This window comes from Hyphomicrobium sulfonivorans, from assembly GCF_013306565.1.
Classification (GTDB): Bacteria; Pseudomonadota; Alphaproteobacteria; order Rhizobiales; family Hyphomicrobiaceae; genus Hyphomicrobium_A; species Hyphomicrobium_A sulfonivorans.
In genome coordinates this window covers 244724-270936 of the sequence record NZ_PZPO01000004.1, presented here as the reverse complement: position 1 = coordinate 270936, position 26213 = coordinate 244724, and the positions used below count along the sequence as shown (strand labels likewise).

Below are 26213 nucleotides of genomic sequence, written 5' to 3'. Positions count from 1 at the left end.
GCTCCGCTGTCTGCATCAGACAAGTACCTTGCCTTCTTCGCTGATCGCGTTGCCGACATCCTCGTCGGAAACATCTTCGCCCAGCAGCATCTCGTTATGGGCCTTGCCCGACGGGATCATCGGGAAGCAGTTGGCGAGATTGGCCACGCGGCAATCGAAAATCACCGGACCCTTGGTGTCGATCATCGCACGAATGGCGTCGTCCAGATCGGCCGGATGATCGCACTGCATGCCGGTCCAGCCATAGGCTTCCGCCAGCTTCACGAAGTCTGGCAGGCTTTCTGTATAGCTATGCGACAGGCGGTTGCCATGCAGCAGCTGCTGCCACTGGCGCACCATGCCCATGTACTGGTTGTTCAGGATGAACACCTTCACCGGCAGATCGTACTGCACCGCCGTCGAGGCTTCCTGAATGTTCATCAGGATCGAAGCGTCGCCCGCGATGTCGATCACCAGCGACTTGGGATGCGCTAGCTGCGCACCGATTGCCGCCGGCAGACCATAGCCCATCGTGCCCAGACCGCCAGACGTCATCCAGCGGTTCGGCTCATCGAAGTGATAGAACTGCGCCGCCCACATCTGGTGCTGACCAACTTCGGTCGTGATGTAGGAATCGCGGTCCTTGGTCAGCTCGAACAGACGCTGGATCGCGTACTGCGGCATGATCACGTCGTTGGAGTTCTTGTAGCTGAGCGATTTACGCGCCCGCCACTGATCGATCTGCTTCCACCACGCCTTGTGCGCCGCCTTGTCGAGCTGCGGTGCCTTCGACTTCCAGATGCGCAGCATGTCCTCAAGCGTGTAGGCAACATCGCCGACGATCGGGATATCGACCTTCACGTTCTTGTTGATCGATGACGGATCGATATCGATCTGGATCTTGCGCGAACCGGGCGAGAACGCATCGAGGCGGCCGGTGATGCGGTCGTCGAAGCGCGCACCAACCGCCACCATCACGTCGCAGTCGTGCATGGTCATGTTGGCTTCATAGGTGCCGTGCATGCCCAGCATACCCAGCCACTGCTTGTCGGATGCGGGATAAGCGCCCAGACCCATCAGCGTCGACGTGATCGGGAAGCCCGTCAGGCGCACAAGCTCGCGCAGCAGCTGGCTGGCCTTCGGACCGGAATTGATGACGCCGCCGCCGGTGTAGAAGATGGGACGCTTCGCCGTCGCCATCAGCTCCACCGCTTCGCGCACGCCCATCTGCTCCGGCTTCACGCGCGGCTTGTAGGTCTTGTGAGCGATGTTGGACGGACCGACGTAATTGCCGGTTGCGAACTGCACGTCCTTCGGGATGTCGATCACCACCGGACCGGGACGCCCTGCCTTCGCGATGTAGAACGCCTCGTGCAGAATGCGCGCCAGATCGTCGACGCTCTTCACCAGCCAGTTGTGCTTGGTGCACGGCCGCGTGATGCCAACGGTATCGCACTCCTGGAACGCATCGTTGCCGATCAGATGCGTCGGCACCTGCCCGGTGATGCACACCAGCGGAATTGAATCCATCAACGCGTCGGTCAGGCCGGTCACGGCATTGGTCGCGCCGGGGCCGGAGGTCACAAGCGCAACGCCAACCTTGCCGGTTGAACGCGCATAGCCCTCAGCCGCGTGCAGCGCGCCACCTTCCTGGCGCACCAGGATGTGCTTGACCTTCTCCTGCTGGAACAGCTCATCATAGATCGGCAGCACAGCGCCGCCCGGATAGCCGAAGATATGCTCCACGCCATGGTCCGCGAGCGCCGCCAAAACCATTTCCGCGCCCGTCATCGTCCGTGCCATTGCTTCTCACCTGCCCTGTGCCGCATCGGACATCCAAACCGCCTATCAGGCCGAAACAAGGCTCAGCCCTGACAGCGGCGCGCGGATGTCCATCGCGGGATCAATGCTTTGGGTGCGGAAACTAGGGAGCCGGAGCAACCGGGTCAATCGGCGTTTTGAACAAAATGCATGATTTGACCGACGGAACATTCCATTTGTTGCGCGTCGAGCCGCTTCCACGAACTCATATTACGCCGCGACCACGTGACCTGCCGTTTGGCATACTGCCGGGTCTCGATCTTGCTCGCCTCGATCGCCGCCTCCAGGCTGATCTCTCCCGCCAGATGACGGCGGAACGGGCGCACGCCCAGCGCCCCCATCAGCGGCAACGCCGGATCGAGCCCCAGCGCGTCGAGTTGCTGGACCTCCTCGAGCGCGCCCTCGCCCACCATGCCGTCGAAGCGACGGTCGATCCGGCGCACCAGTTCCTCCCGTTCCGGCGCAACCAGTAGCCGCACGGTTTTCGTCTCCCGCAGCAGCGGCTCGCCGGGCAGACGCTGCCATTCGGCCAATGAGCGCCCGGTGCTGTCCAGAACCTCAAGCGCACGCACGATCCGCTGCGTGTCGCCGGGCGCCAGACGCATCGCCATTTCCGGATCGCGTGCTGCAAGCACCCCATGCAGATGGCGCGCGCCATGATCCGCGGCCTCGGCGCGCCAATGCGTCCGCACCTCATCATCAATCGGCGGAATGGGCGACAGTCCGTCCGTCAGCGCCTTGAGGTAGAGGCCCGTGCCGCCAGCGATGATCGGCCTCAGGCCGCGCTGACGTGCCTGCTCCAGTGCGTCCGTCACATCGCTCACGTAGCGCCCGGCGGAATAGGCATCGGCGGCGGCAACGGTTCCATAAAGCGCATGCGGAACGCGCGCCTCGGCCTCAGCGTCGGGGCGCGCTGTCAGCACCCGCAGTTCGCGGTAGACCTGCATCGCATCGGCATTGATGACCATGCCGCCAAGCTCTTCGGCCAGTCGCAGCGCCAGGCCGGATTTGCCGCTGGCGGTTGGGCCGGCGATGAGGATGACAGCTAGCAAATCAGATCCTTGCATGACATGGGCCGGGCATTGGGTGCTCAGCGGGCAACCGGTGGATGGCAGAGATTGACCGCCGCACCACGCTAAACAATGGGCTAATAATGTATGGTGCTGCGCAATCCGAACACCGCTGCGTTCGGCACCGCTCTATCCAGGTCGTCCGGAAAAGCAACGTGACCACCGGGGTTCCAGAAATACTGGAAATCCGGTTGCAACGTCAGCCCCGGCATGATCTCCGCCGTATAGCTGATCTCCAGCATCGCCTCAAAGCTCGGCGTCACCGGCAGCGAGGTCTCGCGCGCATAATCGATGATCTGCGAAGAAATGCCGGTGTAGGCGATGCCAATTCCCAGCATGTCATTAGGCCGCGCAGCCAGCAGGCCCAAAAACGTTACGCCTGCTTCAGCGTAGAAGCTCACCATATTGCCTTCTGACGGTGAGGTGATCAAACGTCCAAAAACGCCGATGCCTTTAGGGTCGCCCTTGCCCGGCACGCGATAGATCATCTGGTCCCACACCGCGTAGTAAGCGCGATCGTGTTCCGTCATCATGCCCGGGATTGGCTCCAGGCCGATCGGCAGGCCGGCGCTGCCCACCGCACTTTCCTCAAAATTACCGAAGTAGCGCCAAAGACCGAATTTCACCGTGCCCGGCAATTCTCCGTCGCCCTGGTTGTAGCGCACGGCCATCTCGGCAAATACCAGCGGCATGTTGATCGGAAAGCTCAGGCCGTATGGATTGCATTGCTGCGGAAGATCGGAATCACAGTCGCCCGCAGGATTGCCCGAATACATTGCGAGTTTAAGACTGAGCTGATCGTTAGGCGTGAATGCCAGCCGCATGCCGGGCGACGCCATTGGATATGCGGGGCCGCCATTTGGTAGATTGATACCCGCGATGGATGGCCAGCCCCAGCTTCCATTCAGAAAAGCGCTGGAACCGTGGCTGATCATAAATTCGGAATCGGCGGCGAGCTGTCCGAACCGGAAGGTAAGTTTGTCCTCCAGCAGTTGCTGCTCCAGCCACAGTTCGAACAAACGCGTCGACGGCAGCGCCTCAATGAAGCTCACCGGCATCAGCACGCCGAGATTGTTCGCCGTGATACTGCGCCCGTGGATCTGATAGACGTTGGCAAAGAAGCTCAGGCCACGCCAGCCGATCGTTTTCTCCAGATCAGCGGTCAGCGCAAATTCAAGACGGCCATCGTAAAATGTGCCCTGCGCAACGCCGCCGGTCGGGTTGCCCAACACTTCACCAATGTAATTGACCGCGAACGTCACGCCCCGCCCCGCCAGGGCTGAGCGCACACCGGCCGGATCGCCGAATTCACGCGGAAAGTTCACCGCGATGGAGGGCTCCGGCAGCCCGGGAATACGGTCTGCTTCCTGCTCCGCCGTCTGCGCATACGCATCAGGAGGCGCAACACACACCATCAGAATGATGAGTATTTGGGCAACAACGAAACCTATAGGCGCGCGTACGCAAAGCGCGCCTGCACGCTCAATGCACGCGAGGGTTTCGCCAACCGCCATCCGCAGTCCTCAGGGCAATCCGCTACAAGCGGCCCATCCTGCATGCGCTTGCCACGATTCTGCTACGCAATTGCCGCGTGCCCCCGCCAAACTGCAGTAACATCAATCATCGGACCGCAGATCGGCCCACTTTGAAAACCTCTGTGTCCACAGGGGCACGCCAGCACACGCGAATTTGCGCCTTGTTTGGCCGCATGCACTCAGTAGTGGGCTTGTCGTGCAGCCGCGAAGCCGTTAGCCATCTACATAGCGGGCAAGTTGCCTGTAACGGATCGTCGGCGCTGGGAACGCGGGCGGCAGGGCCAAATCCGGGGGGGTGCCATGGCCGAGGAACCGATTGTTGCGCTGGTCGGGCCGTATCAGGTCGATCTGGTTGCGGGAACACCTTATTTTTACTGCCGCTGCGGACGCTCTCAGCAACAGCCGTTCTGCGATGGCTCGCATCAGGGCACCAGCTTTGAGCCCATGAGCTTCACCGTCGATTATTCCGGAACATTCAATATTTGCGGTTGCAAGCAGACCGACGACCAACCTTTCTGCGACGGATCGCATCTTTTGCTTTAGAAGTTCCGGGAATGCGGGACAATTTATGATCGGCCTGCCGGGGGGTGCATGGAATATTTCGTCCAACAGTTGATCAACGGTCTCACGCTCGGATCGATCTACGGACTAATCGCCATCGGTTATACGATGGTGTTCGGCATCATCGGCATGGTCAACTTCGCCCATGGCGACGTCTTCATGATCTCCGCCTTTATCGCCCTCATCCTGCTCATCCTGCTGACGCAGTTTCTCGGTGTCACGTCCATCGGTCTTGCACTGCTGATTGTGCTGGTCGCCGGCATGTTCCTCACCGCTCTGTGGAGTTGGGTGATCGAGCGCATCGCCTACCGACCATTAGCCGGTTCGTTCCGCCTCGCGCCGCTCATTTCCGCCATCGGCATGGCCATCTTCCTGCTGAACTTCGTGCAGGTGACGCAGGGCCCGCGCAACAAGGCCTCGCCTTCGATCCTGAATAACGTGATGACGATCCCGATGGGCAACGGCTCCGTCACCATCTCCGAACGTCAAGCGCTGATATTCATCGTCACCGCAATTCTGCTGCTCGCTTTCTGGGCCATCGTGCAGAAAACCAAGTTAGGTCGTGCGCAGCGTGCCTGCGAGCAGGACCGGCGCATGGCCGCGCTGCTCGGCATCAACGTCGACCGCACCATATCGCTCACCTTCGTCATTGGCGGTGCGCTGGCGTCCGTCGCTGGGCTGATGTTCATGAGCTACTACGGCGTCGTCAGCTTCAGCGACGGCTTCACACCGGGCGTCAAGGCATTCACCGCGGCGGTGCTCGGCGGCATTGGCTCGCTGCCCGGCGCTGTCATCGGCGGCCTGCTCATCGGCCTCATCGAGACCATGTGGTCGGCTTACTTCTCCATCGACTACAAAGACGTCGCCGCGTTCTCCATTCTGGCCATCGTGCTCATCTTTATGCCGTCCGGGCTGCTTGGCCGTCCGGACGTCGAGAAGGTGTAAGCCATGGACACGACGGACGGCGGCACACCGGTTAGCGACGGCGCGCTGCCGTCTCCGCGTTTCCCGATCGAGGACGCGTTGCGCAGCGCTGGGCTATGGGCGCTCGTCACCCTTGGTCTCTGCTTTCCCATCGTCGCGTTCGAAACGCTGCAGGACTTCTCCAACCGCCTCACTATCGAGGCGCGGCCGTTGCTGGTGCTGTTTGCGGTTGCCGCGGTCTTCGCCGGTCGGCTCGGCTGGCTTGCTGTGCGCTACCACGGTCTGCCGCAACTGCTGCCCGCAACCCGCTTCGAACTGACGCCGGAGCGCAAGAAGCAACTGCCGCGCATCGGCCTTGCGGCGTTGCTCATCTTCCCGTTCTTCGCGCTCCTCCTCACCGGACAAGGCGGCGCCGTCAAATGGATCGACAATTTCGGCGTTCAGATCCTCATCTACGTCATGCTCGCATGGGGGCTGAACATCGTCGTCGGCCTCGCCGGCCTGCTCGATCTCGGCTACGTCGCGTTCTACGCCGTCGGCGCTTATGCCTATGCGCTTATCGCCACCTATGTGATCCCCGCCACCGTTCCGGGGCTCGGTCCATGGGCGTTCTGGATCTGCCTGCCCATCGCGGGCATTCTCGCCGCCTTCTGGGGCATTCTGCTCGGCTTCCCCGTGTTGCGGCTACGCGGCGACTATCTCGCCATCGTCACCCTTGCCTTCGGCGAAATCATTCGCCTCGTGCTCATCAACTGGGTCGAAGTCACCAACGGCAACGCCGGCATCCGCACCCCGTACATAACCTTCTTCGGCCTGCCCTTCTCGTCCCGCACCGGCGAGACCACATTCGGCGATGTGTTCGCCCTGCCCGGCTCGCCCGCCGTGCACCGATCGATGTTCCTGTATTATACCATCCTCGCCCTCGCGCTGCTGGTCGCCGTAGCCACCCAGCGCCTGCGACGCCTGCCCATCGGCCGTGCCTGGGAGGCCATGCGCGAGGACGAAATCGCCTGCCGTTCGCTCGGCATCAACACCGTCAACACCAAGCTCACCGCCTTCGCCATCGGCGCCATGTTCGGCGGCCTCGCCGGTGCCTTCTTCGGCGCGCGTCAGGGCTTCGTGAACCCGCGTTCGTTCGAGTTCATGGAATCCGCCACCATTCTGGCCATCGTCGTGCTCGGCGGCATGGGCTCGCTGGTCGGCGTCGCCATCGCCGCCGTTGCCGTCATCGGTGGCATCGAATTGCTGCGCGAGTTGTCCTTCCTCAAGCAGATCTTCGGCCCCGAGTTCGATCCCGGCCAATACCGCATGCTCATCTTCGGCCTCGCCATGGTGCTGATGATGATATGGCGCCCGCGCGGACTTGTCGGCGCACGACAACCGACGATAGCGCTGGACGGCAACGCCAAGGCCATATCCGCCTCGCACGTCAAGGAGGGCCACGGCTGATGCGCTGGGTCCGCGATCCCCTGCTCGTGGTCGAAGGGCTGACGATGCGCTTCGGCGGCCTTACCGCCGTGCGCGATCTGTCGTTCTCGGTCGGCCGTGGCGACATTACCGCCCTTATCGGCCCCAACGGCGCCGGCAAGACCACCGTCTTCAACTGCATCACCGGCTTTTACAAACCCACCAGCGGCCTGATGGCGCTTTCAACCGGCGGCCCCGTACGCCTCGACGAAGTGGCGGCACTGGCCTCCACCGGCCACCGTTACAAATGCGTCGACGATCAGATCGGCGCCGATGGCGTGTTCCTGCTGGAGCGGATGCCCGACTTTGAAATCGCACGCCGGGCCAGGGTCGCGCGCACATTCCAGAATATCCGCCTGTTCTCCGGCATGACGGTGCTGGAAAATCTCATCGTCGCTCAGCATACGCCGCTGATGCGCGCCTCGGGCTGGACCATCAAGGGCCTATTCGGCGCCCCGCAGTACCGCCAGGCCGAAGCTGCCGCCATGAAGCGCGCGCGCTACTGGCTGGAGCACATCGAACTCACCCATCGCGCCGATGATGCCGCCGGTTCGCTGCCTTATGGCGATCAGCGCCGACTGGAAATTGCCCGCGCCATGTGCACCGATCCGGTGCTGCTGTGTCTGGATGAACCCGCCGCCGGTCTCAACCCGCGCGAAAGCCTGGAGCTGAACACGCTGCTGCGCACCATCCGCGACCATCACGCAACGTCCATCCTGCTCATCGAACACGATATGTCCGTGGTGATGGAAATATCCGACCACGTTGTCGTGCTGGAATACGGCCTGCGCATTTCCGATGGCACGCCGGAAAGCGTGCGCAACGATCCCAAGGTCATCGCCGCCTATCTCGGCGTCGACGATGATGAAGTCGCGCAGGTGGAAGCGGAGGTCGGCCTGTGAACCAGCCATCCCAGCCGCTGCTTTCATTGCAAGGCATCAGCGCCTCCTACGGCAGCATCACGGCGTTGCATAACGTCAGCCTCGATGTGCCAGCGGGCCAGATCGTGACGCTGATCGGTGCCAACGGCGCCGGCAAATCCACGCTGATGATGACCATCTTCGGCATGCCGCGCGCCCACGCCGGACGCATCATGTTCGACGGTCAGGACATCTCCGCGCTGCCAACACATCAGATCGCGCGTCTCGGCCTTGCTCAGTCGCCGGAAGGTCGCCGCATCTTCGGCCGCATGACGGTTGAAGAAAACCTGCGCATGGGCGCCGAGTTCGCCGGACACCGCGAGTTCGAACGCGACCTGCAGCATATGACGACCATCTTTCCACGCCTGAAAGAGCGCCTGCATCAGCGCGGCGGCACACTTTCCGGCGGTGAACAGCAGATGCTGGCGATTGCCCGCGCGCTAATGAGCCGGCCAAAACTGCTGTTGCTGGACGAGCCTTCGCTCGGGTTGGCGCCGCTGATCGTCAAACAGATCTTCCGCGTCATCGCTGATCTCAACGCGCGTGAAGGTTTGACGGTGTTCCTCGTTGAGCAGAACGCATTCCATGCGCTGCGGCTGGCCCATCGCGCCTATGTGATGGTCAACGGCGTCATCACCATGTCAGGGTCGGGTCAGGAGTTGCTCTCCAGTCCTGAGGTCCGCGCAGCCTATCTTGAGGGCGGACGCCATCACGATGCAGCGGCCGCGCAGCTGGAAATCAGCCAGCAGGGCGAGACGCCATGACAGTCTATGAAACCGGCGCCAACGGCCTTTGGATCTTTCTGCTCATCACCGTGTTGATAGGTGGCGCAGCGGCGCGGGCTGCTGGCTCAGCCATTGCATCGACGTGGCGTCCCACCTGGCAGATCTTCACCTCGGCCCTGCTGCTGACATTCGCAGTCCGCTTCCTGCACTATGCCCTGTTCCATGAGGTGCTGTTCTCATGGCGTAATTTCATCATCGATTACGTCGTGGTCGTCACTGCATGCCTGTGGGGTTTCCGCATGACGCGCGTACGCCAGATGGTGCAGCAATATCCCTGGGCCTATGAACGCGCGGGGCTGCTCTGGTGGCGCCGCCGCACCGATGAGCCCGCTGAAAACACCGCTACGCCGCAAGGCTGACGCAACCCCAAGGATGACATTTGCCCGGTTTCGGTTGAACATACGCCATCAAATCAAAGATGCGCGACACTGAAACGGCCAGATTATTTCGCAATTCACCGTTTGAAACATTTTAAGCCCCGGCCCACCCCGAGAGGAGCTCATGAAATCAACCGCAACTTTTGCCGCTTTGGCGCTTGCTTTCGCCACCCTACTCACCGGCTGTGGCGGTGACGACGACAAACTCAAGATCGGCGTGGCTGGCCCGATGACCGGCACGGATGCTGCCTTTGGCGCCCAGTTGAAAAACGGCGTGGAGCAGGCTGTGGCCGATATAAATGCGGCTGGCGGCGTCGCTGGCAAGCAACTTGAACTCTTCATCGGCGACGATGCCGCCGATCCGCGCCAGGGTGTTTCCGTCGCCAACAACTTCCTGGGCGAAGGCGTCAATTTCGTCGTCGGACACTTCAACTCCGGCGTCACGATGCCGGCATCGGAAGTCTACGTCGACAACGGCATCCTGATGATCACGCCCGCGTCGACCAACCCTTCCATCACCGAGCGCAAACTGTGGAACGTGTTCCGCACCTGCGGCCGCGATGATCAGCAGGGTGCGATTGCAGGACAGCACATCGCCACACACTTCAAAGACAAGAAGATCGCGATCATCCACGACAAGACCACCTACGGGCGCGGTCTCGCCGATCAGACCAAGAAGGCGATGAACGACCTCGGCGTCACCGAAACCGTTTATGAAGGTGTCGGCGCGGGCGAGAAGGATTTCACCGCTCTCGTCTCCAAGCTGAAGAACGCCGAGATCGACGTGCTCTACTGGGGCGGCGTACACACGGCGGGCGGCCTCATCCTGCGCCAGATGCGCGACCAGGGCCTCCAGGCCGTGTTCATGTCCGGTGACGGCATCGCCAGCGACGAGTTCGCCGCCATCGCCGGCCCCGGCGCTGAAGGCACGCTGATGACCTTCGGCCCCGATCCGCAGAAGCGCCCCGAGGCCAGGGAAATCATTTCAAGGTTTGAGGCGCGCGAATATAAGCCCGAGGCCTATACGCTCTACAGCTACGCTGCGGTGCAGATCCTGAAGCAGGCCATCGAAGCCACGCAATCCACCGATCCCAAGACCGTCGCTGCCTACATGCGCACCGGCGTGCTGTTCAACACCGTGATCGGCGACATCGCCTTCGACGAAAAGGGCGACATCAAGCAGGTCGCGTACGTCATGTACACCTGGACCAAGCAGCCCGACGGCCGCATCACTTACGTGCAGAACGAATAACTGCATTTCAGTTGGCGCTGTCGACTGCGCTCCGCGCAGCTGGCCGCCAGCACCGATTGGTGCTCGCAGCTTTTTCGCACCGGCGGCCGGCGCCCCGCAGGGGTGTCGCCGGTGCAAAGTGAGAAGCCGCCCGCCAGCGCTGATTGATGCGCGCAGCCCCTTCGCCTCCGTCCGCATCGTTCCCGCCGCCTCGCACACCGTCATCCCGACGGAGGTCGGGGATCCACGCCAGTTTCGACCTTTCGCACCGGCGGCCGGCGCCCCGTAGGGGTGTCGCCGGTGCAAAGTGAGAAGCCGGCCGCCGATCCAGCGATGTACTGAGCCGCTCGCCCGCCCGGAGCAACACGCCCGTCCGTCCCGTGCAGTCTGCGCGCAACGCTTCATCCAGGCCCATCAACTACCCCTTCACCTCACCTGCCAAAGCAGCACCTCAACAACACTCGTCCTGAAGCGCCGACAGTGCCGGCTCAGGCATCACGCCGCCCTTCCCTCATCACACCGGCCGACTACATTATCGGCACATTGCGCTGCCACGGTGCGCCACCTCGGTTGCTGCCACCCAGAATGCCCGCTGTAATCGAAGCTACTTCCGTCCGCTCACCCAGACCCTTTACCTGCATGCAGCTCACAACCTAACGTCTGCGCCGCACGCATCCCGCCGCCAACGAACGCAACACCGCTCCCGGAGCCCGCTCAAATGAAAGCCTGGATCGTTCTGCTACTGCTCGTTGCCGTCGGCGGCTATCTCCTCACCCGCGACGGCGGCGGCATGCTGACCGACCTCGGCACCGGCGAACTCGTATCGATCGGCGTCGGCGTGCTGCTGGTGCTGTTCTACATGTATGGATTGTTCGGCGAGGATCGCACGCGGCCGATGCAGGCGCTGCGCTATGCCATCGCATGGCTTGCCATCGGCTTCGGCCTCATCGCCGCCTACTCCTACCGCGAGGAGGTGATGACCGTCGTCAACCGCGTCGGCGAAGAGCTGGCACCCTCCGGCCAGGTTGTGTCGGTCGAACCGGCCGACGAGGGCGAGCGCGCTGTCCGCGTCCGTCGCCGCCTCGATGGCCATTTCGCCGTCCGCGCTAGCGTTAACGGCCAGTCGATGCCGCTGATGGTCGACACCGGCGCCTCATCCGTGGTGCTGAAGCCCGCTGACGCCGCCCGCGCCGGCATAGATCTGGGCGCGCTGTCCTATACGGTGCCGGTCAACACCGCCAACGGCATGACCTACGCCGCATCCGCCCGCATCCGCTCCCTCGCCATCGGCCCGCTCGTCGTCCACAACGTCGAGGCCCTCGTCGCCAAGCCCGGAAGTGTTAACGAGAACTTGCTCGGTATGAGTTTTTTAAGGCGTTTGCGATCCTATGAATTCGCCAAAGATTATTTGACGCTAAGGGGCTGACGGCGGCGAAGGACGCGCTCCCATCATTGGGGGCGTTCCGGGCAATCCGCCAAGGTCGTCAACATCTGAGAACCATGGCTTTGACGTCAGGCACCAGGCAACTCCTCCGTGAAGTGTTGAGTTGGGGCGTTGTTGCGGTCATCGCGATCGCCGCCCTCACCCATTTCGAGAATCTCAAAGTTGGCGCCGAGCGCATGCTGGGGCTGCCCACACCGGCTGACGTTGCGCAGGCGCGCCAGCAGGCGGCCGAGAGCGGCGCACCGCGCCAGCATTCAGCGGCAGCCCCCGCACAGCAGCCCACCGCCAGCGGCACCGTCGTTGAACTGGCGGCGCAGGACAACGGCCACTTCAACACCCACGCGGAAATCAACGGCCGCCCGGTCGAGGTCATGGTCGACACCGGCGCCACCATGGTCGCCCTGTCCTTTGAGGACGCCGAGCGCGCCGGGCTCTATCTGCGCGATCAGGATTTCACCCGCTCCGTCCACACCGCCAACGGCGTCGCCCGCGTCGCGCCCGTGACGCTGGACCGCGTCTCCATCGGTGGTATCACCGTGCGCAACGTGCCCGCCGCCGTCACCGAACCGGGCCGCCTCAAAACTTCCCTGCTCGGCATGAGCTTCCTGTCGCGCCTGTCGCGCTTCGACATGCGCCAGGGCCGCCTCGTCCTGCAGGAGTAATGCCGGCCCATTGCACCAAGCGCCAGGTTGCAGCCCCCCCGCGCCGCCCTTGCATGCTCCACCTTGTCGCAGTCAGTTGATCAACTTTATTCCACGGGCGGCGTTTACTCATCCGGCCGGAAATTTTCACGAAGGACCATTCATGCTGCCCAAGCCGCGCGCCGACCTGAAGCCCAACACCGCCGATTTCGAACGCATCCCGCTGGTCAAGCCCACCGGCTTCCGCGAATACGATGCGCGCTGGCTGTTCCCGCAGGAGATCAACCTGCTCGGCCTCACCGCCGTCGGTCTCGGCATGGCAACGCTGTTTGAAGAGCGTGGCGTTCCCAAGCGCATCGTCACCGGACACGACTACCGCTCATATTCCGCGTCGGTGAAGCAGGCGCTCATCAACGGTCTGCTCGCGGGCGGCTGCGAGGTGCACGACATCGGCCTCGCGCTGTCGCCGATGGCCTACTTCGCGCAGTTCGATCTCGATGTCGAAGGCGTGGCCATGGTCACCGCCTCGCACAACGACAACGGCTGGACCGGCATCAAGATGGGCCTCAATCGCCCGCTCACCTTCGGCCCCGACGAAATGAGCCGACTGAAGGAAATCGTGCTGTCGGGTGCTTCGAAACCCGCCAGCGGCGGCCGCCTCATCTTCGTGCCTGACATGGCCGAACGCTACATGCGTGCGCTGGCCGATCGTCCAAAGCTCAAGCGCAAGCTGAAGGTTGTTGCTGCATGCGGTAACGGCACAGCAGGGGCATTCGCACCGCAGGTTCTGGAAGCTGTCGGCTGCGAGGTCGTACCGCTTGATACGCAGCTGGATTATACGTTCCCGCGCTATAATCCGAACCCTGAGGATATGGGCATGCTGCACGCCATCGCCGAAGCGGTGGTGCAGCACAAGGCCGACGTAGGTTTCGGCTTCGATGGCGACGGCGACCGTTGCGGCGTTGTCGATAACGAAGGCAACGAGATCTTCGCCGACACCGTTGGCGTCATGCTCGCACGCGATATCTCAGCCCAGCACAAGGATGCCGTGTTCGTTGCCGACGTGAAATCAACCGGCCTCTTCATGACCGATCCGGTACTGATCGAGAACGGCGCCAAAACGCTCTACTGGAAAACCGGCCACTCCTACATGAAGCGCTACACCTTCGAGCAGAAGGCGCTGGTTGGCTTTGAAAAGAGCGGTCACTTCTTCTTCCAGCCACCGCTCGGCCGTGGCTACGACGACGGTCTCGTCGCTGCGCTTGCGGTTTGCGACATGCTGCAACGCGCGCCCGATAAAACGATGGCCGACCTGCGCCGCGCGCTGCCGAAGACTTATCAGTCGCCCACCATGTCGCCTCACTGTGACGACGAGAAAAAGTATGGCGTCGTTGATCGCGTCGTCGCGCATTATCAGAAGCTCGCGGCGGATGGCGGCACGGTTGCGGGGCAGAAGATCCGCGATCTCGTCACCGTCAACGGCGTGCGCGTCACGTTGGAAGATGGCACGTGGGGGCTGGTGCGCGCGTCATCCAACAAGCCGGAGCTGGTCGTCGTCGTCGAAAGCCCGGTGTCGGAAGCCAACATGAAGGCCATCTTCGCCGACATCGACGGCCTGCTCTCGCAGCAACCCGAAGTCGGCGAATACAATCAGAAAATCGAAGTTTGAAATTGTGCATGTCGGCGGCCGGCTCCGCAAAGCGGAGTCGCCGACATCATCATAAAAGCGCTGGCGACTGCGCTCCGCGCAGCCGGCCGCCAGCGCCGAATACAAACTTCGCGCCGGCGAAAATTTTCTACGCACTCGGCGGCCCCCGCCCGGACATGAAATCACCGGTGCGAAAGAAATAAAAACGCCATCCCGGCGAAGATTTCTTACGCGCTCGGCGGCCGGCTCCCTGCAGGGGGAGTCGCCGAGTGCCAGAGAAAAAGCACTGGGATCCACGTCAGTCGACCCAACCCGCGTTATAAATTCTGCCGCGCGCGGTCTGCCGGGCCTTCAGTGATCTCGCCGGTCAACGGATCAAAAAGGTTCACCCACTCGGGGTTCATGCTTTCAATGAGTCGAACCTTCCATGCGCGGCGCCACGCCTTCAACTGCTTCTCGCGCTGGATCGCCATTTCCATGTCATCGTGGTGTTCGTAGTAGGCCAGCAACTTCACACCGTAGCGCTTCGTAAAGCCCGCGATCACGTCGTGTGTGTGTTCCTCCATACGACCGTGAAGGTCGCTCGTCACGCCAATGTACAGCACCCCATCGCGCTTGCTGGCGAGCATGTAGACGCACGGATGCTTCGGTTCAAAATGGCTAGGCGTGCTCCGATCATCTCTGGACGGAAATCATTCTGCAAGCGGGTGCAGCGCTAAGCTGGCGTGGATCCCGACCGTTGTCGGGATGACAGTGTGCGGAGGCCACTGCCGGGCTATTGCCCCAGCTTGAGTTGCAGACCTGGATGCCTCCCAATGGAAGCTGAGGCAGAGGCACTGTTGTCGGTCTTCTTTATGGCCCAAGCGGCCTGGCGGCTTTGACAATGAGATCTGGGAACCGCACCTCTTCTTCATCTCCCGGTGCAGTCCGACGCATCATTGCTAAATCACCCACACTCCTCCGTCATCCCGGCGCTAAGGCCGGGATCCACGCAAGTCGCCCCGCGCACGCGTTATAAATTCTGCCGCGCCTGTCCCATGCCCAGCTTAGCGTAGGCGCACCAATCAGCGCTCACAACACCAGATCAACAATGAAGCGCAGCGCGATCGTCGCCAGGAACGCGGCGAACGCCAGTTCCAGCGTGCGGCGCGGAATGCGATGCGCCATGCGTACGCCCAGCGGCGCCGCCAGCACGCTCACCGGCGCAACGATCGCCATCGCCAGCAGATTGACATAACCGATCGAGCCCCACGGCAAACCTTCCGTCCCCCAGCCCGCCCACGCGTATCCGATCACGCCGGGGAACGCGATCAGCGGCCCCACGCCCGCAGCCGTTGAAACCGCCTGCAGGATCGGTTTGCCGAACAGCGTCAGCAGCGGCACGACGAACGATGCACCACCTATACTCATCAGTGTCGAGATGAAACCGACGCCGAACCCGCCAGCCTGCGGCCACGGCGTCGGCGGCAGATGATCGGAGATGCGCCAGCTCTCACGGCCGAACGCCATCTTGAAGGCGATGACGGTGGCAGAAATCGCCCACACCCACTTCAACACTTCGGCGCTGGAATTTTTCGCGGCGACTGCTCCGATCATCACGCCCAGCACCACAAACGGCGCCACCCGTTTCAGCAGCGCCATATCGACCGAGCCGCGCGCCCGGTGCCCGGCGAACGATTTCAATGACGTCGGCAGGATGATCGCAAGGCATGTACCCAACACCACGTGCATGCGCACGGCGGGATCGACATCGAGAACGCGGAACACTTCATACAGCACCGGCACCAGCACGCCGCCGCCGCCGATGCCAAGCAGACCGGCCAGAAATCCGGCCACCAGTCCACCTGCCAGCAGCGCCGCAACGAGCATGACAAGATCGCCATTGGCCAGCCCCAGTTCCATGCGCGATCATTCCCGGTGTTGGGCCCAGTGCTTTGCCCAGTGTTGTGATTGTGCTGTGGCGCTATTCAGCGGCGCTTGCGCGACGCGGTCCGCTTTCAACGTATTCCAGTGCTTCCTTCAGCACAGTCAGCGGCGCTGCATCCCGTGGTGCATTCTCACTGAGATGACGACGGAACAGACGTCCGCGCGGTTCGGCGTGATAGAGCCCCAGCATGTGGCGCACAATGTTGTTCAGCCGCCCGCCCGATGCAATGTGTTCTTCGATGTAAGGCAGCATCGCTTCCACTGCGTCGCGGCGGGAAATCGGCGGTGCATCCGTTATCGCGAATATGCGCCGGTCAACGTCGCTCAGGATGTACGGCGTCTGATACGCGGCGCGCCCCATCATCACGCCATCGACATGACGCAGATGTTCCTCAGCCGCATCCAGATTGTCGACGCCGCCGTTGATCACGATCGTCAGCTCGGGATGCGATGCTTTCAGCCGGTAGACGCGGGGATAATCCAGCGGGGGTATCTCGCGGTTCTCTTTCGGCGACAGGCCCTTCAGCCAGGCTTTGCGCGCGTGGACAACAAAAGTTGTAATGCCCGCGCTCGCCACCGTGTCGATGAAGCGCTGGAAATCGGCCTCGCTGTCCTGATCGTCGATGCCAATCCGGCATTTCACCGTTACCGGCACCTTGACGTTGCGTTGCATCGCGTAAACGCACTTTGCAACCAGCTCCGGCTCGGCCATCAGGCAGGCGCCGAAGCGGCCCTCCTGCACGCGGTCGGAAGGGCAGCCGACATTCAGGTTTATTTCGTCGTAACCATATTCCGCGCCCACTGCGGCGGCGTCCGCCAGCGCTTCTGGGTCGGATCCGCCGAGCTGCAGCGCTACCGGATGCTCGTGCTGGCCGGCCAATCCGAGCAGCCGCTCGCGGTCGCCGCGCAGCACAGCCGGCGCCGTCACCATCTCGGTATAGAGCAGCGCGCGCTTCGTCAGCTGACGGTGGAACGTCCGGCAGTGCCGGTCCGTCCAATCCATCATGGGCGCCACGGAGAACCTATGCCATTGAGACTGCACGCATTTTCCTATGTGCTTGAACCGCAAAATGAACATGCCCTGGCTTCTTCAGTAGCGAAGCACGTGAGCCATCCATCGACAACTGCGCGTTGCTACACGATCGCCAGTGTTGGATCGAAGGATCTTTTAGGCTGAAGTCGCAGGCTCTGCGATGGGCCACAGAGCAGCAGGACCGCATCGAGCGCGGTCAGACACCGACAACCATCCTCGAGCCCGCAATCACTGCGGCGTGATTGTTATCGACAGGACATCTGTGTATGCGCCCTGCATAAGCGGCTGTGTGTTCGCCGTCGGATTGATGGTCGCGGTTAGAGTGCCGCTCGGCAGTGCTGTGCCGGTGGTCGGAGAAACCGGTCCTGATATTGGCCCAGTCGAACTTGTCGAGGTGTTGATCGACGCGACCGCACCGAAGAACGCACCGCTGGCTGTGTAGTTGATGACGCTGCTAAAGCCTGCCGCCGTGCTCGCCGTTCGCGCACCCGCATTCTGCGAGGTGAGTTGAACGTTCGCCGGCGTATTGCAGCTGGCATTCGCATAGTTGCGCACGATCGGCGAAGTGTTGACCGCGCCCGCGGCGCTTACGGGTATCGTTACGGCATCGGCCGACGGGTGGGAGACCCCACTGATGGTGCAGGTTTTTGTCACGGATCCTGTGACTGTGAACGCAGTCGATGTAAGCAGCGAAACAATGTCGAGAATGGTCACGTTGAAGGTATTGACGGTCAACGAGGGCCCGTCGGAGTAAGTGCCCGCCCGCTGGGGGTTGCTTGGCTGCATGCTGAAATATGCCGTTACCGTCGTCGAAAACGGCACGGCCACGCCTAAGATGGGCGCATTGAATGATGACTTCAGGAGGCTGGACGACGCAGGTGTTCCGCTGGTGTAGAGCAGCGAGGTCCCGCCGCTCGCGGCTGTCGATATCGCATATGGCAACGTAGCCGTGCCACCGCCGGTGATGCTCATTGTTGCAGGTAGAGTGCCACGCTGAAAGGCGATACCCACCGTGCAGAGGCCGCCAAGCAGCGATAGGTACGTGCCGCTGATCGTAAACGTCACGGCCTGCGCACCAGGTACAGTCGGCGGCGTATAGGTGCCCGTGCCAGCAGTCAGCGGGCTCACTGTTAAGCTGGCAGCGTTGATGGCGCAGATTGCTTCGGCCCGCTGCCCGCTTGCGATTAGCAAGCCCAATGCCACGCATCCAAATGTCAGCCAATCCCTCATGCTACACCTCCGGCGATGGCCTCAGCGTCCCTGCCTTGTGCAATCCCTCTACGCTTTCCGGAATATCGAGAATGTAGGGCACCTTGCCGGTGTCCAGCTCTATCTCGTGATCCATCTTCCGGCCGCCACGCCATCGGCCGCGAACTTGCCGCTGCGATTGGTGAAGATGGGCACGCGCTTGCGCGGATTGTTGATCGGATGCACGACACCAACCGCCAGTTCGAGCGGCGTGCCATTCTGATTCACGAGGCGTCCATAGGCGACCACTGAATATGTCGAGCCGACCTCGATGTCGTAGCCGCCTTTGTACGGCGCCTTGGTGTCGTACGTGCCAGGGCCGATGCTATAGCCGGTCGGCAGATCGTCAACGTCAACCGAAATTGAGTTCTGCGAATAGGCCGGTAGTCCACTCAGCACAGCCGGGCCGAAACTGTCCGACTTGGCGAGAACGAGATCTCGACTCCCGACGATAACTTCGCGGTCGCCGATGGTCTCATGCGGATGCACAAGTGCGAACGCATCGCCCTTTATCGGGGCACCAACCGCCACACGGTCGTCGACGAAGGCGATGGCACTACCCACACGCAAAGACGTCCGCTGATTGCCTGAGCTGCCATAGAAATCGGTGAAGGCGACGCCGCTCATACCGGCGCTATGAGTCAAATGGACGTCTGCACGATTGCCGTAGTAGCCAGCCCCGGCGGTCACTGTGCTACCGTTGTTACCCGCCCTGTTCTCAACATTGACGCTCGCATCCCAACGGTCGATGCCTTGGCCCGTATTACGATAGACATTGGCGATAGCCTGCTGATTGAGAGTGTCATAACCAGCGGCAATTGCCGTCTGCTCGTCAGGGCGCACCGTCAGCCGCAGCCCCACGCGAAGTTCCGGGGCCGGGCTTGGCGAAAGGATCGGTGTATTCAAAAATGTTTCGTTCGATACCCCAATCGTCAGACTGCTAATTGCATTAGCGGTGATGGGACGCGACAGCGTGAGATCGGCTCCGAAGCGATTGTCCTGCCATCCATCGAAGCCAAGAATGAGCTGGTTCGGATCGCTCAGCTGCAGGCGGGCGGCGAGCGTCGCAGTCGTATCCGCGTACAGTTGCGTCGTGTATGCAGCATCAAATCGCAGTGCATAGTGGAGCTGCGAATACAGTACCTGCTCGGGCGACGTGAGAAACTGGCCGGGCGTCTGGAATTCTGGGGTCTGATACTTGACACTGACAATAACGCTCTCGGCGTCACTAAAAATCCCTGAAACTCTGACGCGCGCGAAGTCTAGCGTTGCGGCAATGCCAGAGCCTAGCGCTCCTGTCGAAGCCGCAAGACCCGTGCCGAGCATGCCCCAGGGCGTGGCACGCAGTGCTTGTGTACCCATGGTGGTGACGTAGGCGTCGGACTGGGCATAGCCCAGCAGCGTAAGCTCATCGCTCACGCCATAGCGCATGAACGCCGTGCCCATGAAAAGCTCGAATTCGTATGTGTGCGCACTATTCAAAAAGTACGATGGTGCGCCAAGTGCAACGCCCCATTCGAAGAGTCCGGGCGCCAGCAAATTCGCATCGAAGAAGGCTGACGTGGCAATCACCCGGTTGTTGCCCATATCGTCGGTTATCGAGAGCTCAATGTGATTGGCGCCCGCCATGAGTGGAAGATCGCGAACGTTGTAGTTGCCGGGTTGCAAGCGCATGCTCTGCAGCACCGCAGAGTTGACGATCACCTCAACCGTCGAGGGCCGATCGATGCGAAAGACATTCTGATTGACCGGAGTGATAGACGTCCCGGGCGCCAGCTTTCTGTACGATTTTTCCGCTGATATGCCGAGTAAGTCAGGCGCACCCTGTACACCCACGCCCATCGGATCAACGTCGCCAAGTTGTACGCGCGTACCTCACCCGGCATGTCGTAAATCAGCCGTGAGAGTTGCCGCTGGAAGCCAGCTTGCTGCCCATAGATGCATCCCACAATCAGAGGACACGGGTCAGCTTGCAGCGCACTGCCGTAGAGCGCCCTGTTTTCCAGCACGACCCCTCCTATGCGCACTGCGGAGTCCAGCTCCATACGTCCGTTGAGAACCGCGCCATCGCCCCATCCTCCCCGGCTCAATGGCGCCGCGCCCCAGACGTAGTCGAAGCCGGCATAGACATTCAGGTATCCGGAAGCGAACGCTGGCAGCATCGGCACAGCGCTGCCGGTCTGCTTTCTTCTCTGCTGCCCGAAGTCGATTTCTCCGACTGGCCGCTGCTCAACCGCGGGCGCGAACGAAAGCTCCAGCAAGGCCTGGTCGAAACGAACATCAAAACCGGCACGTCGAATAACCTCCAACGATACGAAGCCGCCCTCTGCTCCTGCTGCCGCAAGGCGATTTCTCTCAGTCTCGTCGAGCGTGTCGCCGACGACGCCGACAAGCTCTTCGACGTTGACGGAGACGTTGTCGTTGTGATCGATCCGCAGATTTACTTCACCGCGCTCGCTGCCATCGACACTGACAACGACCGGCATCGTCACCACACGTCCCGTCTGGTTCAATCGGTTCGACACCGGACGCGCAAACGAATTGACGGGCATGGCGGCATCCGCGACATGTCCCATGACAACTGCCGAACACACAACGAGTACACCCGCTGCTTTCCAAACATCGATAATCCCTGGTTCATGCACCTCGCGATGCTCCCACAAGGCCGGTTTGATGGCAGCGAGTTGCGTTTCTAACGGCGCGGCTTCAGTTCAATCCTGGCGTCGAATTCCCGCACATTGTCAGGCACCGCCACCGGCAGCGTGAAGCGGCTTCGATGACCGGGTTGCACCAGGCCAATACCGATGGTCTCCGTCAGCTGGCACGTAGAAACGATTGTGAAAAACTTTGAATGCTTCATTCATCCGACGTCCTATGAAGAACAATCGTTAGCTCTCCACGTTAGGTGCTTATTTTGACCCGAAACCCGGATCGTTTCTGAACAACGATTTATTGCAATCGGAAACCGCAATTATGCTTTCTAGCTAGCAGGCTTCCTTGCATACAGCTGTTCTTGGCGCACATATGGCGATGTTTCGTTCGGCAGCCAGAACGCATTCCGTTACTCCGAAATTGGTTCTATTTCCTGATTTTGCTGCGCCAGTTCAGGGCTTTGTTATGGGGCGGCCATAGCCGGAATAAAACGTTTCAGGTGATGGATGAAGTCGACAATGGGTTGTGATTGTTGCAAACGTTTTTTGCGTTATCGACGCCGCATTGAACACTGTATTTGGGGAGCTGTTTTCGGCCCCGTCGCGGCCTGCCTCTGAAATGTAATCGGTCATCCGAAACAATGTGGGACGCGCATACCGTACAGCCGCCACAGGAAGAGCTGAGACGCATTCCCGAGCAGCTGATTGCTTGCATGTGAATGCATTCGACAATGCGGTGATCGCGCACCTGGACTCTCAGCGATTCACCGCTCGAACGGTATTTTGGTGCGCACACAGACTTTGTGGTTTTTGTGCCGACCAATGAAAGCCGCAAATTAGAGCGGGCCGGTGGCAAGCGAATTGCTCAACTCGACGCTTGCGACGCCGTCCCCAGCGGCCATGGTGGCGGCCTGAGCGGGAGGCGCCGAACAGTATGCGCGCTTCGCCTGTACGGTCATCGGCTCCCCAGCCTGTTCCACCTTGCGGCGACAATGGCGGCCACAGGCGCCAAGTTGTGTCAGCAATGACGTCGGCCGCGGCATAAGCACTTAAGCAGCGCCGATCCGTACCTATGCCGCCGCTTCGCGCAACGAACGCGTGTCGTAGTTGAGCACCGGGGCCAGCCAGCGTTCGGTTTCTTCAACCGTCCAGCCCTTGCGGGCCGCATAATCTTCGACCTGATCGCGCTCAACTTTGCCAACGCCGAAATAGTGGCTGTCGGGGTGCGAGAAATAAAGACCTGCAACCGCCGCGCCGGGCCACATCGCATAGCTTTCAGTCAGCTGCATGCCGATTGCATTCTCGACATCCATCAGTTGCCAGATCGTACCCTTCTCAGTGTGATCGGGCTGCGCCGGATAGCCCGGAGCCGGACGAATACCGCGATACTTTTCCAAGATCAGATCGTCGTTCGACAGTTTCTCGTCAGCCGCATAGCCCCACAGCTCCCGCCGCACGCGGGCATGCATGCATTCCGCGAAAGCTTCCGCCAATCGGTCCGACAGCGCCTTCAGAAGAATGCGGCTGTAGTCGTCGGTCGCTTTCACGTGTTTGGCTATGGCGTCCTCCTCACCCAGGCCCGCCGTAACTGCAAACCCGCCAACGTAATCGGCAATGCCGCTGCCCTGCGGCGCTATGAAATCGGACAACGCCGTGTGGGCGCGGTCGCGCTTTGGATCGCGCGCGATCTGCTGGCGCAGCGTATGGAATGTTGCAATCTGTTCGGAACGACTGTCGTCGGCATAAACCGCAATGTCATCGCCGATTGCGTTAGCAGGCCAGAAGCCGACAACGCCGGAAGCGCGCACCCAATTACCGGCCACCATTGCCCGCAACATTTCCTGCGCGTCGTTGAACAGCTTCTGCGCTTCCGCGCCGACCTTGTTGTCCTTGAGAATTGCTGGATAACGCCCCGCCAGCTCCCACGTCTGGAAGAACGGCGTCCAATCGATGTATGGCACCAGCTCCGCGAGCGGATAGTTCTCAAACTTACGCGTGCCCAGGAATGTCGGCTTGGGCGGCGTGTAGTTCGGCCAGTCAATATTGAACTTGTTTTCACGCGCGGCACTGAGCGGAATACGCTTCTTGGATGCCTCGTTCTTCAGGTGATTTTCGCGCACCTTGACGTATTCGGTTTGAATCTCGGCGACGTAATCCTGGCGGTCGGTTTCCGACAGCAGTTTGGAAACAACACCCACCGCGCGCGAAGCATCCAGCACGTAGATCGCCTGGCCCTTGGAATAGTTGGGGCTGATTTTCACCGCGGTGTGAACGCGGCTGGTCGTAGCGCCGCCAATCAGCAGCGGGCAATCGAACCCCTCGCGCTCCATCTCGGCGGCGACGAAACACATCTCATCGAGCGACGGCGTAATCAGGCCGGAAAGCCCGATCATGTCAGCCTTCTCTTTCTTGGCGGCCTCAAGAATTTTGGCGGCCGGAACCATCACGCCGAGATCGATCACTTCATAGTTGTTACATTGCAGCACAACGCCAACGATGTTCTTGCCGATGTCGTGCACATCGCCCTTCACCGTTGCCATGACGATCTTGCCGGCGGCTGGCATCTGATCGACGCCCGACGCGCGTTTTTCCTCTTCCAGGAACGGTTGCAGATAAGCCACCGCCTGCTTCATCACGCGGGCGCTTTTCACCACCTGCGGCAGGAACATCTTGCCAGCGCCGAACAGATCGCCGACGACGTTCATCCCCGCCATCAGCGGCCCTTCGATCACGTGCAACGGCTTCGCAGCCTGCTGGCGCGCCTCTTCGGTATCTTCCTCGATGAAGTCGGTGATGCCATTCACCAGCGAATGGGTCAGACGCTCCTGCACGGGCTGATTGCGCCAGGAAAGATCCTTTTCCTTCGGCTTCGCGCCGGTGCTGCCATCACCCTTGAAGCGCGGCGCAGCATCCAGCAGTCGATCGGTTGCGTCGGGGCGCTTGTTGAGAACCACGTCCTCGCACAGCTCGCGCAATTCAGGATCTATAGCATCGTAAGGCGTAAGCTGGCCGGCGTTGACGATGCCCATGTCCATGCCGGCGGCGATTGCATAGTACAGGAACACCGAATGCATCGCCGCGCGCACAGGTTCGTTGCCACGGAACGCAAACGACAGGTTCGAAACACCGCCTGAAATGTGCACCAGCGGCATCACTTTCTTGATGCGGCGCACCGCCTCGATGAACGCGATGCCATATCCGTTGTGCTCTTCAATACCGGTCGCGACCGCGAAGATGTTCGGATCGAAGATGATGTCTTCCGGCGGGAAACCGACCTGCTCGGTCAGAATCTTGTATGCGCGATGGCAGATCTCGAACTTGCGATCTTCTGTATCCGCCTGTCCGACTTCGTCAAACGCCATCACCACCACGGCGGCGCCATAACGCAGCACCTTCTTGGCGTGATCGAGAAACTGTTCCTCGCCTTCCTTCAGGCTGATCGAGTTGACGATCGGTTTGCCCTGCACGCACTTCAAGCCGGCCTCGATCACGCTCCACTTCGAGCTGTCGATCATGACCGGCACGCGGGCGATATCCGGTTCGGACGCAATCAGATTCAGGAAGGTCGTCATGGCCTTTTCTGAATCGAGCAGGCCCTCGTCCATATTGATGTCGATCACCTGCGCGCCGTTCTCAACCTGAGAGCGCGCAACCGCCAGCGCGGCCGGATAATCGTTGGCTTCGATCAGCTTGCGGAAGCGCGCTGAGCCGGTGACGTTGGTGCGTTCACCGACGTTGATGAAGGCCTGCGCTGCGTTTGCCGTTGTCATTTTTATTCTTTGCCTTCCGACCTTCGACGCCCAGCGCGACAATGCCGCTGGCGCAATCACATATCAAACGCTCAACCCGTAACCGGTACACCGCGCTTTACGGCGTCATGCTCCGTGAACAAACGGCTCCAGACCCGAAAGCCGCAGCTTGGGCGGGATCGACGGGATCTTGCGCGGCGCAAACTTGGAGACATGCTCACGCACGTGCGCGATGTGTTCGGGCGTCGACCCGCAGCAACCGCCAACAATATTCACAATGCCGTCCCGCGCCCACGGCTCGATGGCACACGCCATATCGTGCGGGGTCTCGTCGTATTCACCCATCGCATTGGGCAGGCCCGCATTCGGATAGGCCGAGATGCGCGTATCGGCAAAGCCGGAGAGCTCCGCCAGATAGGGACGCATCAGGTCGGCACCGAGCGCACAGTTCAGCCCGATCGAGAACGGGCGCAGATGGCGCATCGAATACCAGAACGCCTCGGCCGTCTGTCCGGAAAGCGTACGCCCCGAACGATCGGTGATGGTGCCGGAAATCATGATCGGCAGTTCGACACCCTTCTCCTCGAACACTTCCAGCGTCGCAACACCTGCCGCCTTCGCGTTGAGGGTATCGAAGATGGTCTCGATCAGAATGATGTCGACGCCGCCATCCATCAGACCGCACATCTGCTCCTTGTAGGCATCGCGCAGTTCGTCAAAATCGACGTTGCGAAAGCCGGGATTGTTCACGTCCGGAGAGATCGACGCCGTGCGGTTGGTTGGACCGATGGCGCCCGCAACAAACCGCAGCTTGTCCGGCGTTTTCTTGTTCCAGGTATCGGCCACGTCGCGCGCGATCCGTGCCGCCGCCAGATTGACCTCATAGGCCAGATCTTCCATCCCGTAGTCGGCCAGCGAGATCTTCTGCGCGTTGAACGTATTGGTTTCGATAATGTCGGCGCCGGCCGCAAAATACTCATCATGAATGGCGCCAATGATCTGCGGCTGCGTCAGCACCAGAAGATCGTTGTTGCCCTTCACGTCGCGGTGCCAGTCCTTGAAGCGGACGCCGCGATAGCCGTCTTCATCCAGCTTGTAGCGCTGGATCATAGTGCCCATTGCGCCATCAATGATGAGAATGCGCTCGTTGGCGGCGGCTTCGAGTGCAGCGAATGAAGGCTTGCGTTCAAGCATTGATATTTT

The 26213-nt window shown here is 61.1% G+C and carries 20 protein-coding genes and 2 pseudogenes; 10 read left to right on the top strand and 12 right to left on the bottom strand.

What is annotated here, in order from left to right; translation table 11 throughout:
- Positions 1 to 15 precede the first annotated feature (15 nt).
- The 3 genes from C6Y62_RS09580 to C6Y62_RS09570 form a co-directional block, all read right to left on the bottom strand.
- Positions 16 to 1782, bottom strand: a complete 1767-nt coding sequence (locus tag C6Y62_RS09580; protein ID WP_068462402.1) for an acetolactate synthase 3 large subunit — start codon at positions 1780 to 1782, stop codon at positions 16 to 18.
- A gap of 143 nt (positions 1783 to 1925) precedes the next feature.
- Positions 1926 to 2852, bottom strand: coding sequence for a tRNA (adenosine(37)-N6)-dimethylallyltransferase MiaA (miaA, locus tag C6Y62_RS09575; protein ID WP_246274552.1), 927 nt, complete (start codon positions 2850 to 2852; stop codon positions 1926 to 1928).
- A gap of 95 nt (positions 2853 to 2947) precedes the next feature.
- A complete protein-coding gene (locus tag C6Y62_RS09570) occupies positions 2948 to 4384 on the bottom strand; it encodes a carbohydrate porin (protein WP_173953735.1) in 1437 nt (478 codons plus the stop codon).
- Positions 4385 to 4705: 321 nt separating this feature from the next.
- Here C6Y62_RS09570 and C6Y62_RS09565 point away from each other — a divergent pair, with 321 nt between their 5' ends.
- The 10 genes from C6Y62_RS09565 to C6Y62_RS09520 all read left to right on the top strand — a co-directional run bounded on the left by C6Y62_RS09565 (position 4706) and on the right by C6Y62_RS09520 (position 14424).
- Positions 4706 to 4948, top strand: a complete 243-nt coding sequence (locus C6Y62_RS09565) for a CDGSH iron-sulfur domain-containing protein (RefSeq protein ID WP_173953734.1) — start codon at positions 4706 to 4708, stop codon at positions 4946 to 4948.
- 48 nt (positions 4949 to 4996) lie between these two features.
- The gene (locus tag C6Y62_RS09560; protein WP_068462410.1) at positions 4997 to 5911 is read left to right on the top strand and encodes a branched-chain amino acid ABC transporter permease; all 915 of its coding nucleotides are present in this window, start codon (positions 4997 to 4999) and stop codon (positions 5909 to 5911) included.
- A gap of 3 nt (positions 5912 to 5914) precedes the next feature.
- Positions 5915 to 7339, top strand: a complete 1425-nt coding sequence (gene livM, locus C6Y62_RS09555; protein WP_173953733.1) for a high-affinity branched-chain amino acid ABC transporter permease LivM — start codon at positions 5915 to 5917, stop codon at positions 7337 to 7339.
- Positions 7339 to 8259 carry an ABC transporter ATP-binding protein gene (locus tag C6Y62_RS09550; RefSeq protein ID WP_173953732.1) on the top strand — a complete coding sequence of 307 codons (921 nt, stop codon included), beginning with the start codon at positions 7339 to 7341 and terminating at the stop codon, positions 8257 to 8259. The genes livM and C6Y62_RS09550 overlap by 1 nt, the downstream gene beginning before the upstream one ends.
- Positions 8256 to 9041 (top strand): ABC transporter ATP-binding protein, encoded by a 786-nt coding sequence (locus C6Y62_RS09545; protein ID WP_068462414.1) that lies wholly within the window; start codon positions 8256 to 8258, stop codon positions 9039 to 9041. The genes C6Y62_RS09550 and C6Y62_RS09545 overlap by 4 nt, the downstream gene beginning before the upstream one ends.
- The gene (locus C6Y62_RS09540; protein ID WP_068462416.1) at positions 9038 to 9421 is read left to right on the top strand and encodes a DUF6867 family protein; all 384 of its coding nucleotides are present in this window, start codon (positions 9038 to 9040) and stop codon (positions 9419 to 9421) included. The genes C6Y62_RS09545 and C6Y62_RS09540 overlap by 4 nt, the downstream gene beginning before the upstream one ends.
- 142 nt (positions 9422 to 9563) lie before the next feature.
- Positions 9564 to 10691, top strand: coding sequence for a branched-chain amino acid ABC transporter substrate-binding protein (locus C6Y62_RS09535; protein WP_173953731.1), 1128 nt, complete (start codon positions 9564 to 9566; stop codon positions 10689 to 10691).
- Positions 10692 to 11388: 697 nt separating this feature from the next.
- Complete coding sequence (locus tag C6Y62_RS09530) at positions 11389 to 12096, top strand: retropepsin-like aspartic protease family protein (protein ID WP_173953730.1); 708 nt, start codon at positions 11389 to 11391, stop codon at positions 12094 to 12096.
- Positions 12097 to 12170: 74 nt separating this feature from the next.
- Positions 12171 to 12776: a TIGR02281 family clan AA aspartic protease gene (locus C6Y62_RS09525; protein ID WP_246274550.1), complete on the top strand. Its 606-nt coding sequence runs from the start codon at positions 12171 to 12173 to the stop codon at positions 12774 to 12776.
- Positions 12777 to 12918: 142 nt separating this feature from the next.
- A complete protein-coding gene (locus C6Y62_RS09520) occupies positions 12919 to 14424 on the top strand; it encodes a phosphomannomutase/phosphoglucomutase (protein ID WP_173953729.1) in 1506 nt (501 codons plus the stop codon).
- Positions 14425 to 14720: 296 nt separating this feature from the next.
- Here C6Y62_RS09520 and C6Y62_RS09515 read toward each other — a convergent pair whose 3' ends face one another.
- From C6Y62_RS09515 to C6Y62_RS09475, 9 genes and pseudogenes are all read right to left on the bottom strand, one after another.
- The gene (locus C6Y62_RS09515; protein ID WP_173953728.1) at positions 14721 to 15032 is read right to left on the bottom strand and encodes a GIY-YIG nuclease family protein; all 312 of its coding nucleotides are present in this window, start codon (positions 15030 to 15032) and stop codon (positions 14721 to 14723) included.
- A gap of 442 nt (positions 15033 to 15474) precedes the next feature.
- Positions 15475 to 16305: a sulfite exporter TauE/SafE family protein gene (locus C6Y62_RS09510; protein ID WP_173953727.1), complete on the bottom strand. Its 831-nt coding sequence runs from the start codon at positions 16303 to 16305 to the stop codon at positions 15475 to 15477.
- 61 nt (positions 16306 to 16366) lie between these two features.
- Positions 16367 to 17407, bottom strand: coding sequence for a tRNA dihydrouridine(20/20a) synthase DusA (gene dusA / locus C6Y62_RS09505; RefSeq protein WP_173953726.1), 1041 nt, complete (start codon positions 17405 to 17407; stop codon positions 16367 to 16369).
- 183 nt (positions 17408 to 17590) lie between these two features.
- A complete protein-coding gene (locus C6Y62_RS09500) occupies positions 17591 to 18427 on the bottom strand; it encodes a hypothetical protein (protein WP_173953725.1) in 837 nt (278 codons plus the stop codon).
- Positions 18428 to 18691: 264 nt separating this feature from the next.
- A complete protein-coding gene (locus C6Y62_RS09495; protein WP_173953724.1) occupies positions 18692 to 20284 on the bottom strand; it encodes a fimbria/pilus outer membrane usher protein in 1593 nt (530 codons plus the stop codon).
- A gap of 26 nt (positions 20285 to 20310) precedes the next feature.
- Entirely contained in the window at positions 20311 to 21162 is an 852-nt protein-coding gene (locus C6Y62_RS09490) for a hypothetical protein (RefSeq protein WP_173953723.1), read from the bottom strand.
- 140 nt (positions 21163 to 21302) lie between these two features.
- Complete coding sequence (locus C6Y62_RS09485) at positions 21303 to 21470, bottom strand: hypothetical protein (RefSeq protein ID WP_173953722.1); 168 nt, start codon at positions 21468 to 21470, stop codon at positions 21303 to 21305.
- A gap of 861 nt (positions 21471 to 22331) precedes the next feature.
- A pseudogene (metH, locus tag C6Y62_RS09480) lies at positions 22332 to 25025 on the bottom strand (methionine synthase); the annotation flags it as partial.
- A 126-nt stretch (positions 25026 to 25151) separates the two neighbouring features.
- Positions 25152 to 26204: pseudogene (locus tag C6Y62_RS09475) on the bottom strand (homocysteine S-methyltransferase family protein); the annotation flags it as partial.
- Between the last annotated feature and the right edge of the window lie 9 nt (positions 26205 to 26213).